Origin of the sequence: Amycolatopsis samaneae, from assembly GCF_039541975.1 — a bacterium.
Classification (GTDB): domain Bacteria; phylum Actinomycetota; class Actinomycetes; order Mycobacteriales; family Pseudonocardiaceae; genus Amycolatopsis; species Amycolatopsis samaneae.
The window spans coordinates 98,649-113,328 of sequence record NZ_BAABHG010000001.1; the positions used below are offsets into that span (position 1 = coordinate 98,649).

At 72.6% G+C, this 14,680-nt stretch carries 16 protein-coding genes; 12 read left to right on the forward strand and 4 right to left on the reverse strand.

The features are described from left to right. The first annotated feature begins 53 nt into the window (after nt 1-53). The 3 genes from ABD987_RS00475 (at nt 54) to ABD987_RS00485 (ending at nt 3,480) form a co-directional block, all read left to right on the forward strand. Nucleotides 54-1,397, forward strand: a complete 1,344-nt coding sequence (locus tag ABD987_RS00475; RefSeq protein ID WP_345385579.1) for a serine hydrolase domain-containing protein — start codon at nt 54-56, stop codon at nt 1,395-1,397. A gap of 92 nt (nt 1,398-1,489) precedes the next feature. Then, the gene (locus tag ABD987_RS00480; protein WP_345385581.1) at nt 1,490-2,383 is read left to right on the forward strand and encodes a right-handed parallel beta-helix repeat-containing protein; all 894 of its coding nucleotides are present in this window, start codon (nt 1,490-1,492) and stop codon (nt 2,381-2,383) included. 59 nt (nt 2,384-2,442) lie between these two features. After that, complete coding sequence (locus tag ABD987_RS00485) at nt 2,443-3,480, forward strand: hypothetical protein (RefSeq protein ID WP_345385583.1); 1,038 nt, start codon at nt 2,443-2,445, stop codon at nt 3,478-3,480. Between the two features lie 32 nt (nt 3,481-3,512). Here ABD987_RS00485 and lexA read toward each other — a convergent pair whose 3' ends face one another. Next, nucleotides 3,513-4,169 carry a transcriptional repressor LexA gene (gene lexA / locus ABD987_RS00490; RefSeq protein ID WP_345385585.1) on the reverse strand — a complete coding sequence of 219 codons (657 nt, stop codon included), beginning with the start codon at nt 4,167-4,169 and terminating at the stop codon, nt 3,513-3,515. 43 nt (nt 4,170-4,212) lie between these two features. Next, nucleotides 4,213-4,584, reverse strand: a complete 372-nt coding sequence (locus ABD987_RS00495) for a DUF5997 family protein (RefSeq protein ID WP_345385588.1) — start codon at nt 4,582-4,584, stop codon at nt 4,213-4,215. A 54-nt stretch (nt 4,585-4,638) separates the two neighbouring features. Here ABD987_RS00495 and ABD987_RS00500 point away from each other — a divergent pair, with 54 nt between their 5' ends. The 8 genes from ABD987_RS00500 (at nt 4,639) to ABD987_RS00535 (ending at nt 11,554) form a co-directional block, all read left to right on the forward strand. Continuing rightward, complete coding sequence (locus ABD987_RS00500) at nt 4,639-5,406, forward strand: LysR family substrate-binding domain-containing protein (RefSeq protein WP_345385590.1); 768 nt, start codon at nt 4,639-4,641, stop codon at nt 5,404-5,406. Between the two features lie 735 nt (nt 5,407-6,141). Continuing rightward, the gene (locus tag ABD987_RS00505) at nt 6,142-7,146 is read left to right on the forward strand and encodes a hypothetical protein (protein ID WP_345385592.1); all 1,005 of its coding nucleotides are present in this window, start codon (nt 6,142-6,144) and stop codon (nt 7,144-7,146) included. A gap of 91 nt (nt 7,147-7,237) precedes the next feature. Next, nucleotides 7,238-7,822 (forward strand): hypothetical protein, encoded by a 585-nt coding sequence (locus tag ABD987_RS00510; RefSeq protein WP_345385594.1) that lies wholly within the window; start codon nt 7,238-7,240, stop codon nt 7,820-7,822. A 22-nt stretch (nt 7,823-7,844) separates the two neighbouring features. After that, a complete protein-coding gene (locus ABD987_RS00515) occupies nt 7,845-8,960 on the forward strand; it encodes a hypothetical protein (RefSeq protein ID WP_345385596.1) in 1,116 nt (371 codons plus the stop codon). Between the two features lie 80 nt (nt 8,961-9,040). Then, on the forward strand, nt 9,041-9,208 hold the full coding sequence (locus ABD987_RS00520; protein ID WP_345385598.1) for a hypothetical protein: 168 nt from the start codon (nt 9,041-9,043) through the stop codon (nt 9,206-9,208). A gap of 3 nt (nt 9,209-9,211) precedes the next feature. Then, nucleotides 9,212-9,634, forward strand: coding sequence for a hypothetical protein (locus ABD987_RS00525; protein WP_345385600.1), 423 nt, complete (start codon nt 9,212-9,214; stop codon nt 9,632-9,634). Nucleotides 9,635-9,659: 25 nt separating this feature from the next. After that, nucleotides 9,660-10,619 carry a universal stress protein gene (locus tag ABD987_RS00530; RefSeq protein ID WP_345385602.1) on the forward strand — a complete coding sequence of 320 codons (960 nt, stop codon included), beginning with the start codon at nt 9,660-9,662 and terminating at the stop codon, nt 10,617-10,619. A 119-nt stretch (nt 10,620-10,738) separates the two neighbouring features. Continuing rightward, nucleotides 10,739-11,554 carry a VOC family protein gene (locus tag ABD987_RS00535; RefSeq protein WP_345385604.1) on the forward strand — a complete coding sequence of 272 codons (816 nt, stop codon included), beginning with the start codon at nt 10,739-10,741 and terminating at the stop codon, nt 11,552-11,554. On the opposite strand, the gene add is transcribed toward ABD987_RS00535, so the two are convergent. After that, complete coding sequence (add, locus tag ABD987_RS00540) at nt 11,542-12,546, reverse strand: adenosine deaminase (RefSeq protein ID WP_345385606.1); 1,005 nt, start codon at nt 12,544-12,546, stop codon at nt 11,542-11,544. The genes ABD987_RS00535 and add overlap by 13 nt on opposite strands. Before the next feature lie 102 nt (nt 12,547-12,648). Between add and ABD987_RS00545 the strand changes: the two genes are divergently transcribed. Next, nucleotides 12,649-13,677, forward strand: coding sequence for a YhjD/YihY/BrkB family envelope integrity protein (locus ABD987_RS00545; RefSeq protein ID WP_345385608.1), 1,029 nt, complete (start codon nt 12,649-12,651; stop codon nt 13,675-13,677). Between the two features lie 235 nt (nt 13,678-13,912). Here the strand turns inward: ABD987_RS00545 and ABD987_RS00550 are convergent, their stop codons facing one another. Further along, nucleotides 13,913-14,677: a helix-turn-helix domain-containing protein gene (locus ABD987_RS00550; RefSeq protein ID WP_345385610.1), complete on the reverse strand. Its 765-nt coding sequence runs from the start codon at nt 14,675-14,677 to the stop codon at nt 13,913-13,915. Nucleotides 14,678-14,680: the final 3 nt, after the last annotated feature.

A 14,680-nucleotide genomic window follows, 5' to 3' on the forward strand; every position in this document is an offset into this window, starting at 1 on the left:
ACCACGCTGACCACCCGAGCCGCACGGCCGGACGGACGTGAAGGACGACCCCGATGACGGCACGCTATCCGGAACTCCAGACCCTGCTCGACGAGGCCGCGCGGGAGACCGCGGTGCCGGGGGCGGTGGTCGGCATTCTGCGCGAGGGCGAGGAAACGGTGCTGACCACCGGGGTGACCAACCTCGGGTCCGGGCGGCCGGTCCGCGAGGACACCCTGTTCATGATCGGGTCGACCACGAAGACCTGCACCGCCGCGGCACTGCTGGCGCTGGCCGAGGACGGCGTGCTGGACCTCGACGAACCCGTCGTGCGTTACCTGCCCGAACTGGAGCTGGCGGATCCGGTGGCGCGCAAGGAGATCACCGCCCGGCACCTGCTGACCCACACCGCGGGCTTCCTCGGCGACCGCGACCTGGAAACCGGCTGGGGCGACGACGCGCTGGAAGCCGCTGTCGGCCGGTTCGCCGAACTGCCCCAGTCCTTCCCGCCCGGGGAGGTGTTCTCCTACAGCAACACCGGGTTCGTCCTCGCGGGCAGGCTGGCCGAGGTACTCGCGGGCGCGCCCTTCGAGGACGTCGTCCGCACCCGGCTGCTGGAACCGCTGGGGATGCGCGATTCGGTGTTCCTGCCGTGGGAGGTGCTCACCCGCGACCACGTCACCGGGCACGCGGTGCGCGACGGGGTGGCCGCCGTCGAGCATCGCGTCGGCCTTGGCCGGGCCGGTGGACCGGCCGGTGGCCTGTGGTCCTCGGCCCGCGACCAGCTGCGGTGGGCGCGGTTCTTCCTGACCGGCGAGACGAGCGGGACACCGCCGCTCGGCGACGCGACCAGGGAAGCGATGTGGCGCCCGCAGCGCCCGGCCGCGCTGCCCATCGAGGAGGTCGGGCTGAGCTGGCTGCGGACGCGGCACGGCGACACCGAGGTGGTCCGGCACGGCGGCAACGTCGGCTTCCTCCAGGTGTCGGAGTTCGTCACGCTGCCCGGCGCGGGGATGGCGATTACGGTGCTCACCAACAGCGGCGGCGGCGCGGCGCTCGGCCCCCGGATCGTCGACTGGTGCGTCGAGAACCTCGCCGGCGTGCCCCGGATGCCGGCGCGGCCGACGCTGGCGAAGCCGGTCGAGCGGCTGGCCGAGTACGCCGGGCGGTACCGGACCGGGGATCTGGCCATCGACGTCACGGTGTCCGGCGCCGCCCTGCTGGCGCGGCTGGTCTTCACCGGTGACGCCGACGCCGCGGTGCCGCCCGCGTTCGAGATCGCGTTCCTCGACGAAGACGGCGGAGACATCGTCACCCGCGCGGCAGACCCGAGGAGCCGCGCGGGCCGGTTCCTCCGCGACGCGCGGGGACGGATCACGATGCTCGAATACGGCGGCCGGACCGCGAAGCGCGATTGAGGCCGCGATCATCCACGGTCACGCCGGGAGCCCTCCCGCCCCGGCGTGACTAGGTTCCCGGCGGTGAACACCGGAATCACCCTGGAGCGCCGATGACCACCAAGACGATGCTCGGGCGCGCGGCGGCGATCGCCGTGCTGGCGCTGCCGTTCGCGTGCTCGGCGGCGCACGGCGCGCCCGGCGCCGCGCCCGCCTGCACCCGGCACGTCACCGGCCAGCGTTCGATGGACGCGGCCCAGCCGGGCGACGTCGTCTGCGTCGACGCCGCCCAGAGCGGGCAACGCCTGAGGATCACCAAGGGCGGCACCCCGGACCGGCCGGTGACCTACACCGGCGACGGCCGGTGGGTGCGCGGGATCGACGTCCGCGCGGACAACGTCGTCGTGACGGGATTCGCGCTGGACCGGCCGTCCGCGCCGGGGATCGACGCCCGCGGCGTCAACGTCACCATCCGGGACAACACCATCACCGCGCCGCAGGGGGGCGACGGGGACGGCCTGCGGTTCTTCGGCGACGGCGCGAAGATCCTGGGCAACCGCATCTCGCACACCGACAACAGCACCGGCGCGCACGCCGACTGCATGCAGACCTTCGCCACCGACGACGACCACGTGGCCAGCCGCCACGTGCTGATCGCGGGCAACCGGTGCGAGCACATCGACAACATGTGCCTGATGGCCGAGGGACCGCACTCCGAAGCAGGGGACGGCAGCGGCAAGGGCGTCTCCGAATACTGGATGTTCTTCGGCAACTACTGCGAGACCCTGATCGGCTCGCAGGCGGTGATGATCGACGACGTCCAGCACCTGAGCATCGTCGGCAACGTCTGGGCGGCGGGCCCGGACCACGCCATCGGCATGCAGAACCACTCGACGGACGGGTTCGTGTGGGCCAACCTCCTCGACCCGGCCATCCCGTGCGAGGTCGGGATGGACGAATCCTCGCGGAAGGGATACCACGGGCCCCCGCCCCGTTGCGCCCCGTGATCGACAGCGGGCCCGCTGATCGCACGTTTGGTCGACACGGGCACCGCCCGATCGCTGCGATGCTCGACCACGAGGTGATGACGATGGTCGAGGATCGGCTGGTGGGCCCGGTGTTCGGGGCCGAGGGCGCCGACTGGCAGCTCACCGTGGAGTCACGGGCCCGCCGCGTGCGCGCCGATCTCGCGGCGTACGAGGGCGTGCCGGGCACCGAGCACGCCCGGCACGCGGCGTTCGCGTCGCTGGCGGTGGTGGACGCGGCCCTGCGGGGCGCGCCACGCCGGTGGTGGTCGGTGGCGTCGTGGTGGTCGGGCTGGCACATCGAACGCGCCTGGCGGGCGCTGCACGAAGCCGAGATCGCCGCGATCTCGATCGACCCCGAACTGGCGGGCAGGCTGCCCGGGCTGCGGGCGCGGATCGAGGTCTACCTCTCGTCGGACGACCCGCGCTGGAAGGCGCTCTACGAGCTGGACCTGTCCGGCGCGGTCACCGCCGCCGACCGCGCGGTCGTGGTGGACGCGCTCCGCGCCGCCTTCGACGCCTCCGACGACGCGCACGCCGCAGCCCGCGCGCTGCGCAACAAGCTCGTGCTCGCGACCGTGGCGCTGTTCGTCCTCAACACCGTGCTCGGCGTCCTCGGCCTCGTCCGGCCCGGCCTGGTGCCGCTGTGCATCCAGGAACAGGAGTCCGGACCGGCCAAGGTGGTGTGTCCCAGCGGGGGAAGCGTGCCGACGGGCTGGGACGTCTGGCTGGCGCAGATGTTCGGCACGCTCGGGGCCGGTCTGTCGGTCGTGGTCCTGCTGATCCGGCGGCGTCCCGAGGTGACGCCGTACGTGCTGACCGGATACCAGGCGCTGATCAAGGTGCTGTTCGGCGCGACGCTGGCGGTGGTCGGGCTGCTGGCCTTCAGCGCCGGGCTGGCGCACGGCATCGTCTGCATCGGCTCGCAGGCGGCGCTGCTGCTGTGGTCGGTGCTGCTCGGCTACGCGCAGCACGTCGGCACCCGGATGCTCGACAAGTACGCCGACCGGATCATGGACGACGTCCGGCCCGTGCCCGAGCAGGGCGCCGACCGGCCGGAGGCGGGGACGCGGAGCTGAGGCGGCGCGGTCGTCCGTCCGAACAGGACGGATCAGACGCTGCGCAGCACCGAGACGACGGTGCCCAGCACCACCGCGGTGTCACCGTCGATGACCTCGTAGGCGGGGTTGCGCGGTTCGAGGTAGACGTGGCCATTGCGGCGGCGGTACACCTTGACCGTGGCCTCGCCGTCGATCATCGCGGCGACGATCTGCCCCGAATGGGCCTCGTTCTGCTGGCGCACCACGACGATGTCGCCGTCGCAGATCGCCGCGTCGATCATCGAGTCGCCGCGCACGCGCAGGCCGAAAACGGTGCCACGCCCGGTCAGGTCGCGGGACAGCGTCAGCACGTCGTCGACGTGTTCCTCGGCGGAGATCGGCGTGCCCGCCGCGATGTCGCCGACCACGGGCACGCTCACCGAGTTCTCACCGGTCTCGCGCGCCGAGGGCTCGTGCAGGAACGCCCGGACGTCCATCGGCCGCGCCACCGTGCTGCCGCGCCGCAGGAAACCGCGGTCTTCCAGGCTCGCCAGGTGTTTCGACACCGACGAGGAGGACCGCAGCCCGACTGCGTCCCCGATCTCCCGGGTGCTCGGCGCGTACCCGTGCCGGACCACCCAGTCCCGGATCACCACCAGGATCCGCTGCTGGCGCTCGGGCAGGGTCGAGGCGTCCAGGTGCTCGAAGGCGTCGTCGTAGGCGGTCACCCGCGGAATCCTAGAGGCCTGGTCAGCCGCGTGCGGGACGGGGTCAGGCGTCCTTCTCCTTGAGCCGCTTGGCCTCCTTGCGGACCTCGGCCTGGGTGGCGCGCTCCCGTTCCAGCCACTCGGGGCTCTCCGCCTTCAGCGCTTCGATCTGCTCGGTGGTGAGCGGGTCGGTGATCCCGCCCCTGGCGAGGCCGCCGATGGAGATCCCCAGCTTCGCCGCGACGACCGGCCGGGGATGCGGGCCGTTGCGGCGCAGTTCGGTCAGCCACTCGGGCGGGTCGGCCTGCAGCGCGTTCAGCTCGTCGCGCGAGACGACACCCTCCTGGAACTCGGCGGGGGTGGCTTCGAGGTACACGCCCAGCTTCTTCGCCGCCGTCGCGGGCTTCATCGTCTGGGTGGTCTTGGGCGACGTCATCCGCCAAGGGTAACGACCGTGCCCGCCGCCGATCACGCCCGGTAGTCTGGCCCGGTGACCGGCCCGGACGTCCCCGCCTCCTTCCACCTCGCCTACGTCCCGGGGGTTCTCCCCGGCAAGTGGGTGCGGATCTGGCAGGAGCGCTACCCCGCGGTGCCACTGGAGCTGTCCGGGGTGCCCGCCGCGGACGCGGCCGCCCTGGTACGGGACCGCGGCGCCGACGCCGCGCTGCTGCGGTTGCCGATCGACCGCACCGGCCTGCACGCGATCCCCCTCTACACCGAGACCACCGTGGTCGTCGTGCCGAAGGATCACCTGCTCGCGGCGGCCGACGAGGTGTCCACCCCGGACCTGGCCGACGACGTCGTGCTGCGTCCCCTCGACGACACCCTCGACTGGGACCGGTCACCGGGACGGCCCGCGATCGAGCGGCCCGCCACGACCGCGGCCGCCGTCGAACTCGTGGCGGCGGGGGTGGGCCTGCTCGTCGTCCCGCAGTCGCTGGCCCGGCTGCACCACCGCCGGGACCTGACCTACCGGACCGTCACCGACGCCCCGCAGTCGCGCGTCGCGCTGTCGTGGCCGGACGAGGAGACCACCGACCTGATGGAGCAGTTCATCGGCGTCGTCCGCGGCCGGACCGTCAACAGCACCCGCGGCAGGCAGGCGCCCTCCCCCGCGCCGACGAAACCGAAGAAGTCCGATGTGGACGGACGAAAAGCCGCGGCGGGCAAGCGAACGGGCGGGTCTCCCGGCGGGAACCGGGGCCGCGGCGCCGCGCCGAAGGGCGGCAAACGCGGGAAGCCGCGCCGCCGCTCGTAGCCCGCCGGATCGGCGATTCGGCCGCACTGAGGTTTTCTCATTCAAGGTGACGTGGCCTCGGCGAGGATGTCTCATACGCGTCGTTGGCGACACTCAACGTCCCCAACGTTCCGTTCGGGACGCGGGCTTCGGCCGGGCGGCGTCCTGGCTTGACAGGTATGTCCTTTGCGGACTCCAGCGCCCAATGAGGTTTTCTCACTGGGAGTGGTGAGTTCTGGCGCCCGGGGTGTGCTGAAGGACGCCTTCGGTGCGCTCAGCGCACTGAAGGCGTCCTTCAGCGCGGCCAACGCACTGAAAGCGTCCTTCAGCACCCCGTGTGCCCCGGGAAAGGCCACCAGCAACGCTCACCATCCCCAGCGCTCCGCCCGGGACCCGGGCTTCGGCTCAGACGATGTCACGAATGCGACATTCGCGACGCTGAACGTCGGCAATGCGACATTCGCGACACCAGCACACCCCCAACCGCTACTGAGAAAACCTCAATGTGGCATTGGGTGCGTTGGACGCACCGAACGCCACATTGGGGCGCATGGGCCACCGCGATCACCGGTCGGCGAGGTACCGCTGGCCGGGAAATCCGAGCCGTCACCGGGACATCACCTCCCGGACACCGCTTGTTCCCCTGGTTTAGTGCCACACCAGCGTTTTCACGGAATCGGATCTTGCCTCGCCGACCGGCCGTGTGCTCAACTTCTGCTGCTTCCGGCCCGAACCCAGCGAAAAGGAGCGGCTGCATTGCGTAAGCACTGGCGTGGAACAGGACGAATCACCGCGGCCGCGCTCGCCGTCGCCGTCACCGGTCTCGCCGCCGGGCCGGCCTCGGCGGCTCCCCACGCCGCGTGGCCGGGCGGCTCCGCGGTCGCCGTCGCCGACGGCTCGAACGTGTTCGGCAAGAACCTGAGCGGCCTGTCCTTCCAGAGCCCCAGCGTGTTGTGGGCGGTGAAGAACGGCCCGGGAACGCTCTACCGCCTCGTGCCCGACGGCGCGAAGTGGCGTCCGGACCCCTCCGGCGGCTGGGCGAAGGGCAAGAAGCTCCGCTACCACGACGGCAGCGGCGACCCCGACGCGGAAGGCGTGGTCTCCACCCCCGAGGGCGTGTTCGCCGCCACGGAGCGCGACAACGACAAGGGTGACGACAGCAAGATGCAGGTGCTCCGCTTCGACCCGGCCTCGTCCGCGAGCACCCTCAAAGCTACCGCTGAGTGGGATCTCACCGACGATCTTCCGTCGGCGGGGGCCAACAAGGGGCTCGAGGGCATCTCCTGGATCCCCGACTCGTTCCTGACCGCGCACAAGTTCCGCGACGAGCACACCAAAGCCGCCTACGACCCGGCCAAGTACCCCGGTCACGGCGGCGGCCTGTTCTTCGTCGGGCTGGAGGACAACGGCACCGTCTACGCCTACGCGCTCGGGCAGAAAGGCGAGTACACCCGCGTCGCCACCATCCCGAGTGGACTGCCCGCGGTGATGGACCTCGAGTTCGAGCCCTCGACCGGTCACCTGTGGGCGGTGTGCGACGACAACTGCGACGGCCGTTCCACCACGCTCGACATCACCGCGCAGGGCAAGTTCGCGGTCAGCGCCACCTACGACCGGCCGTCCGGGATGCCCAACTACAACAACGAGGGCTTCGCGATCGCGCCGCAGCAGGCCTGCGCGTCCGGGCGCAAGCCGGTCGTCTGGTCCGACGACGACAACGACGACAAGCACGCGTTGCGCAGCGGCACCCTGCCCTGCTGACCCGCCCTGTTTTCCTCCCGCGCGGCCGGGTACCCGTTTCCGTGGAGCCACGGCACACCGTGGCTCCACGGAAACGAACGGAGGACAACGCATGCCCGGCACTCCCGAACCCGATCCGGTCCGCGCGGCCGGGCCCCCGGTGGTCGTGCACGGCGTGCCCGGCGGGCGGCGGGTGCTCGTCCTCGATCCGGCGGGCGCGGGCAAACACGACGAACTGCCCGCCACCTGGCGGCCGTTCACCGAGGACCGCGAAATCGTCTGGGCCCGGCTCCCCGCCGAAGGCGCGCTCCACGCGTGCGAACACGTGCTCGCGCACGCCGACGGGCCGCTCCCGATGACCGACCTCGTCGCGAGCGGGCCGTTCGGCGAGGAGGCGTTGCTCCTGGCCGAGCACCGGCCGTCCGCGGTGCGGGCGGTACTGCTGGTGGACCCGGCCGCCGAGAGCTTCCTCGAAGCGGACCACGCACGGGCCGCCGACGAGGACTGGCTGCGCGAACACGGCACCCGGATCGCCGGGCTGCGGGAGGAAGGCGTCGAGGTCGAGATCGTCGCGCACAGCACGGGCGGCGAGGACGACCGGGTTCCCGCGCCGCTGCCGCTGGGCCATCCCGACGTCGTCGCCGCGCTGGTGGACGCCTTCGACCGACTGCCCGCCGTGCGCCGACCCGCCCTGTAGGACGGGCAGGCCGGGGCTCGGGATGTCCGAAGGCGACACCAGGACGGTGACCCTCGGGCTGGTGGCGGACCCGGGTCCGTCCGCGACGCTGGCCCGGCGGGTGGCACCCAGCGTGGAGAAGGCGCTCGCCCGCCTCGACCACCGGGTCCGGTGGAAGGTCGAGGTGCGCGCCGAGCCGCTGACACTCGACCCGGACGGGCGGCTGCCGGTCGCCGAACGGGCACGGACGCTGGATCCCGGCCGGGACTGGGATTTCGTGGTCTGCCTGACCGATCTGCCCCGGCACGAGGGGCGGCGCACCGTGCTGGCCGAGGCCGCCATCGGCGCGCGTGCCGCGATGATCTCGCTGCCCGCGCTCGGCTTCGCCCCGCTGCGCGGCCGCCTTCGCGCCACCATCACCGACCTGGTCACCCTCGTCCTCGACCCCGCCGAGGCCACCGGCGCCCGCCAGGGCCCACCACGCGGGCGCCGGTTCCGGCCGATCCGGCGGGAACCGGTGCCCGGCAGCGACCAGGACGTGCGCCTCGTGCTGACCGGCTGGCGCGGCCACACGCGCCTGCTGCTGGGCATGGTGCGCGACAACCGGCCGTGGCGGCTGGTGCCGAGCCTGTCCAAGGCGATCGCCGCGGCGTCGGCCGCCGCCGCGTTCGGCATCTTCTACCCGACCATCTGGGCGATGGCGGACGCGCTCAGCCCGCCGCGCCTGGCGATGATCAGCATGGTCGCGGTGACCGCGATGGTGTCCTGGCTGATCGTCCACAACGGACTGTGGGAACGGCCGCACGAGGGCCTGCGCCGGGCCAGGGCGGGACTGTTCAACCTCGCCAGCGTGCTCACCCTCTATCTCGGCGTCGGCTGCATGTACGCGGTGTTGTTCACCTTCACGCTCGTCGCGGCGACGGCGGTCATCTCCGGCGAGTACCTCGAAACGATGCTGCGTCATCCCGTGACCCTCGCCGACTACGCCACCCTGTCGTGGCTGTCCAGCTCGCTCGGCACGATCGCCGGTGCCCTCGGCTCCAGCCTGGAAACCGAGGAGGCCATCCATCGCGCCGCCTACAGCAAACGGGAACGGCAGCGCCGGGCCCAGCGCCGCCGCCGGGAGGACCACCCCGGCACCGGCGCCACGCTGGAATGACCGATGCCCCGGCGGAGTTTGGCCCCGCGCCCGGCGGGCAACCCGGGAGGTGCACGGACACACCCGGGAAGGAGGCCGTCATGCACCGCGAAAGCGATCAGCACTCGCCCCGCGAAGACGACCAGCTCAAGGCCGAACTCGACGGCATGCTCCGCGGCAACGGACCGAGCCGCGCCGAGCAGTGGCGCGATCCGGAACCACCCGCGGACGACGACCCGGACGTCCCGCCGTTTTCGGCGCCGGAGTGAGCGATGACCACCCACCAGGCCACGCGGACCGTGGTGCGATACCGGCTGCACGCCGGCTTCACCGTCGACAGCGGGCTCCGCTGGCCGGGCGAGATACTCGACGAGGACAGCGGCCTCGACCTCGACGGCGACGGCCTCCTGATCCGGATCGGCCGCCGCGTCCTGCCGATCCCTCTGTCCACTGTGGCCGGTGCGGAGGTCACCGACGGCTGCCTGTCGCGCGAGCGCGGCGTCCGGCTCTCCCCCGGCCACGGTCTCCTCGTGCGCACGACCACGCTGCCCGGTGTCCGCATCCGGTGTCACGAACCGGTTCCCGGGCCGTTCGGCGAGCAGCGGCATCCGACGGTCACGGTGACCGTCGGCGAGCCCGCGCTCGTCGCGGACGTCCTCACCCGGATCGCCGGTGCGCACCGGGAAGCCGCTTGACGAAGGCACGGGAAAGGGCGGAACCATGACCACGGACGAAATCACCGGCGACGGCCCCGTCGTGGTGGGCACCGACGGCTCGGACGGCGCCCGCCAGGCGGTGACCTGGGCGGCGGCCGAGGCGGCCGCGATGGGCCGGGGACTGCTGCTGGTGCGGTCGGCGCGGGGGCGGCGGCCGCCGCCGGGGACCGATCTCCTCGCCGCGCCGCTGGCCGGGCCACCCACCACCGAGGACGTCATCCTCGACGCGCGGCGGAGTCTCGACGCGCTCGCCGCGGACCTCCGGCGCCAGTATCCGGGCACCGGCGTCGAAACCGCGTTGCGTGACGGCCCGCCCGAGGAGGCGCTGCTCGCGGTCGCCGAGGACACCGACGCGGCCATGATCGTGCTCGGCGCGTCCGGCTCCGGCGCGTTCGCCCGGCTCCTGCTCGGCTCGACGGCGGCGGAGGTGGCCCGCACCGCCTTCCGGCCGGTGGTCGTGGTGCGGGGCCCGGCACCGCACCCGGCCAACGCGGGCCCGGTGGTGCTCGGGGTCGACGGCTCCGACGAGGAGTCCGAGGCGACCGGGTTCGCCTTCGCCTTCGCGGAGCGACACGGTCTCGCGGTGCACGCGGTCCACGCGTGGCTGAACCCCGCGCTCGACACCCCGCTCGGCACGGCCACCGGGGTCGGCGTGCCGGGTCACGCCCTCGGCCCCGAGGAGGACGAGCTGCGGGCGGCCGCGACCGAATCCGTGCGGCGGCGGCTGCGGCCGTGGGCCGGGCGCCATCCCGGCGTCGGGCTCACCCACGAGGTCGTGGCGGACTTGGCGGCGAAGGCGCTGCTGGACCGTTCCGCCGACGCCACCCTGCTGGTGGTCGGCAGCCATGGCGGCGGGGAGCTGTGGCGTGTACTGCTCGGCTCGGTCGGCCACGCGGTGCTCTACCACGCCGACTGCCCCGTGGCGATCGTCCGCGCCCCGGCGAAGGGCGGGGACCAGGACTGAGGTGGCGCCCACGGACTTGCCCCGTCGTGCCGAAGAGCCGATACGGTCTGGTCCATGATCGTCCCGAACCTCCCCACCCGCCCCGATCCGCCCCGGTCCCCGTCGCGGGAGCGGGCGCGATGACGCCCGTGGCGCACGGCAGCCCGTGCTGGATGGAGCTGGCCACCAGCGACCCCGACCGCAGCATGCGGTTCTACCAGGCCCTTTTCGGCTGGGACTACCGCGTGCTGCGTGACGGCGCCGGACAGGACTACCCGGTGGCGGTGCTGGCGGGCGAACCGGTCGCCGGGATCCGCGTCCAGCCCCGGCTCGTGCGGGACTGGACGCCCTACCTCGCGGCCCCCGATCTGGCGGACACCGCCTACCAGGTGAGCCGGCTCGGCGGCACCCTGCTCGAAACCCGGCCCCACGTCGTCCCCGGTGTCGGGGCGAAGGCGCTCGCCGACGACCCCGGCGGCGCCACCGTCGGGCTGGCCGCGCCGGACGAGGAGTGGGTGTTCGTCGCGGGTGAGCCGGGATCGCTGGTGTGGCTGGAGTTCGTCACCCACCGCGCACACCAGGCCGACCGCTTCTACCAGCGGTTGTTCGGCTACGAACAACGTCAGTTCGGGGACGGCCGCGACGTCGACTACATGGTCTACACGACCGGCGGCGACTCGGTGCTCGGCCGGGTCCGGATGGCACCCGGCACGCCCGACGACGTCCCGCCGCGCTGGATCGCGCACTTCGCCGTCGACCCCGACCACGGGTTCGACCACACCCTCCACCAGGCCCGTACCCTCGGCGCCAAACTGCGTTTCCGTCCCTACACCTCCGCGCTGGGCAAGGTCGCCGTGCTGTCGGATCCGCTCGGCACCCGGTTCGCGATCATCGACCCGGCACTGGCCTCGGACTGGGATTTCCGTTCCGCCGCCGACGATCCCTACGACGACTGACCGGCGGCGCCGAGCCAGAACTCGATCCCACGCAGCGCGGTGGCCACCAGGTCCTCCGGCGCCGCCGAAGCACGCAGCGAGGTCGCCGCGATCCGGGCGAGCCGCTCGTCGGTCAGTCCCATCCGGTGGCGGCAGTTTTCGTACTCCCCGAGCAGATCGCTGCCGAACAGCAGCGGGTCGTCGGCGTTGACCGTGCACGGGATCCCGGCGGCCAGCAGCGCGGGCAACGGATGCTCCTCCAGCGACGGCGCGACCGAGAGCAGTACGTTGCTGGTCGGGCAGACGTCGAGCACGATCCCCTCTTCGGCGAGCCTGGCCACGAGCCCCGGGTCCTCCAGGCAGCGGACTCCGTGCAGGACGCGGCGCGCGCCCAGCACGTCGACGGCGTCGGCGACGCTGGACGCGCCGAGCAGTTCGCCGGCGTGCGGGAGCGCGGGTAACCCGGCGGCGCGGGCCACGCCGAACGCCTCGGCGAACGACGCGGGCGGGTGACTCTTCTCGTCGCCGTCCAGACCGAATCCGACCACGCCGTCGGCGGCGCGCCCGGCTGCCAGCCGGGCGATCTCCAGGGCGGCATCGGGCCCGTGATCACGGTTGGCCGCCAGCACCAGGCCGATGCCCACCCCCTGCCGCCCGGCGGCCAGCCGGGCGGCCCGCAGGACGACCTCGACCGCGGCGGCGTCCGTGCCCAGCCTGCCCTCGAACAGCCCCGGCCACATCGAGAGTTCGAGCCAGACGCCGCCGGCGGACGCGGTGTCCTCGGCGATCTCGTCCACCACCCGCACCACGTCCTCCGGGGTACGCAGGCACCGCGCGGCGGCGGTGATGGTGCCGGTGAACGCGGCGAACGAGCCGTAGCCGGTCGGCAGCGGCGCCTCGATGCCCGCCCGGCCGGCGAGCTCGGCCAGTGTCGTGCGGCGCATCGCGCCGTCCAGGTGCAGGTGCAGGTGGGCCTTGGGCAGGAGCCAGAGATCACGCGCGGTCGGGGTCATGATCCGGTCCTACCACCCGCCGCACTCCCCCGGCACCGCGTCGCGCCGGGGACACGGCCCCGCGATCGCCTCCGGCAAGAGGCGGTGAGGTAGATGTAGGCGGTGACCAGACAACGATCACGGACGGCCGCCGGGGACGGCGCGTGGACGCGCCTGCGGGGGCGGTACCGGTGGCTCGACCACCTGGTGCGGGCCATCGACCGCTATGTCGACTACAACGGCTACCACTACGTGGCCTCGATCTCCTACTTCACCCTGACCTCGCTGGTGCCGATGCTGATGGTCGGGATGTCGGTGGCCGGGTTCGTGCTCGCCGGGCAGCCCGAACTGGTGCACACGATGCTGCAGGCGATCGGGCGAGCGGTGCCGGGGCCGTTCGGCGACAACCTGATCGCGCTGCTCACCGGTTTCATCGACCAGCGCACGAAGGTCGGGCTCGCCGGTCTCGCCATCGGGCTCTACTCGGGCTGGAACTGGATGAACGCGCTGCGGGACGCGCTGACCGCGATGTGGGACAAGCACCCGCCGCGTCAGCCGTTGCTGCGCACGATCGTCAAGGACCTGCTCGCCCTGCTGAGCCTGACCGCGGCGCTGATGGTGTCGTTCGCGCTGACCGCCTCCGGCGGCGTGCTCGGCGGTTTCCTGCTGCGGCTCAGCCCGCTCGCGCACGCCGAATGGGCGCACACCCTCGTCTCGGTGCTGTCCATCCCGATCGCGCTGCTCGCCGACTGGCTGGTCTTCCTGTGGGTGTTCGCGAAACTGCCGAGGGAACCGGTCGGGGTGCGCAGCGCGATGCGCGGCGCGCTCGTCGCGGCGATCGGGTTCGAGCTGCTGAAGCAGGCGGGCGGTGTCTTCATCGGTATCGTCAGCAAGTCGCCGGCGGCGCTCGCGCTCGGTTCGGCGATCGGCATCCTGTTCTTCATCGCGCTGGTGTCGCGGATGGTGGTGGTGATCACCGCGTGGACCGCAACCGCGCACGACGCGCCCGTGCGGGCCCCCGCGCCGCCGGGGCCCGCGGTGATCCGGCCGGTGGTCCGGCCGCGCCGGGCGTCGCTGGCCTCGGCCGCGGCCGGGGCGGTCACCGGCATCGTGGCGACCCTCGCGGTACTCCGCTCGCGCCGCAGGCCGTGAACCGTCCTTTGTGTACTCCCGGGTTCCCCTGCCCGCGTTCGGCGCACCGCGTGGGCACGAACGGCGTCACCATGACGCAGATGCATCACCCGAGAAGGGCCCTTCGCCCCCTGCGCGCGGAAATACGCGGCGAGACGCTGATGTCTTCCCTTCCCCGGCTCGGCGTGGCGTGTGCTACTTGGCCGGACACGCCACGCCGTCCGGGGTGGCGCCTCCCTGCCCGGGTTGATGGTGGTCAGGTGGCCGGGACGAACGCGATCAGCCGTTGGTGAGGGTCGTCGACCACTTGCAGGACCAGTTGGTCGAGTGTCTCCTCGGTGCCCTCCGGTGTGCGGAGCCGTACCCGGAGGCTGGTGTGCGGCCGTACGACGTCGTTGCGTTCCCAGAGGGTGCCGAAGTCGGGGTTCGTGCGGAGCAGTTCGTCGATCCAGTCGCCGGTGGGCGGGCCCGCGAGAGTGCTCGCGCGCACGATGCCGATGACGGTGCGCCGCATGGCTTCCAGGTCCACGAAGCGGCTCTGGAGGACGGGGTCGTTGAACAGCATTTGCACGTATCGGCGCAGGTGCGGCGGGACCGCCGCGAAGTCGGTGAGCAGTCGTGCGGCGGCGGCGTTCCAGGCCAGGACCGAGGTCGCCGGTCCGACGAGGACCGCGGGCACTTCACCCATCCGGTCGACGAGCCGGCGCAGCGGATCGCTCGGTTCGGGGTTCTCCGGTGGAGTGTCGGCGTCGGAGATGAGATCGAGCGTGTAGCGGGTCTGGTCGTCGTCGAGTCCGAGCGCGGCGGCGACGCGGCGGATCACGTCGGCGCTGGGCAGGACCCGGCCCTGTTCGATCCGGGTGTAGTACTCGTCGCTGACGAACGCGCGGGCGGCGACCTCGGCGCGGCGGAGACCGGGCACCTGGCGGCGCCGAGGCTCAGCGTCGGCGGGCGGCGGCGCTTCGTCGCGGCGGGCGTGCAGGAACGCCCCGAGCTGGGCGAGCCGCGGATCGCGGGCCATCAG

What these genes read in the sequence shown, in the direction of transcription:
- ABD987_RS00475 (WP_345385579.1), top strand. Translation starts at nt 54, where the DNA reads ATGACGGCACGCTATCCGGAACTCCAGACCCTGCTCGACGAGGCCGCG.
- ABD987_RS00480 (WP_345385581.1), top strand. Translation starts at nt 1,490, where the DNA reads ATGACCACCAAGACGATGCTCGGGCGCGCGGCGGCGATCGCCGTGCTG.
- ABD987_RS00485 (WP_345385583.1), top strand. Translation starts at nt 2,443, where the DNA reads ATGCTCGACCACGAGGTGATGACGATGGTCGAGGATCGGCTGGTGGGC.
- ABD987_RS00495 (WP_345385588.1), bottom strand. Translation starts at nt 4,584, where the DNA reads ATGACGTCGCCCAAGACCACCCAGACGATGAAGCCCGCGACGGCGGCG.
- ABD987_RS00510 (WP_345385594.1), top strand. Translation starts at nt 7,238, where the DNA reads ATGCCCGGCACTCCCGAACCCGATCCGGTCCGCGCGGCCGGGCCCCCG.
- ABD987_RS00515 (WP_345385596.1), top strand. Translation starts at nt 7,845, where the DNA reads ATGTCCGAAGGCGACACCAGGACGGTGACCCTCGGGCTGGTGGCGGAC.
- ABD987_RS00520 (WP_345385598.1), top strand. Translation starts at nt 9,041, where the DNA reads ATGCACCGCGAAAGCGATCAGCACTCGCCCCGCGAAGACGACCAGCTC.
- ABD987_RS00525 (WP_345385600.1), top strand. Translation starts at nt 9,212, where the DNA reads ATGACCACCCACCAGGCCACGCGGACCGTGGTGCGATACCGGCTGCAC.
- ABD987_RS00530 (WP_345385602.1), top strand. Translation starts at nt 9,660, where the DNA reads ATGACCACGGACGAAATCACCGGCGACGGCCCCGTCGTGGTGGGCACC.
- ABD987_RS00535 (WP_345385604.1), top strand. Translation starts at nt 10,739, where the DNA reads ATGACGCCCGTGGCGCACGGCAGCCCGTGCTGGATGGAGCTGGCCACC.
- add (WP_345385606.1), bottom strand. Translation starts at nt 12,546, where the DNA reads ATGACCCCGACCGCGCGTGATCTCTGGCTCCTGCCCAAGGCCCACCTG.
- ABD987_RS00550 (WP_345385610.1), bottom strand. Translation starts at nt 14,677, where the DNA reads ATGGCCCGCGATCCGCGGCTCGCCCAGCTCGGGGCGTTCCTGCACGCC.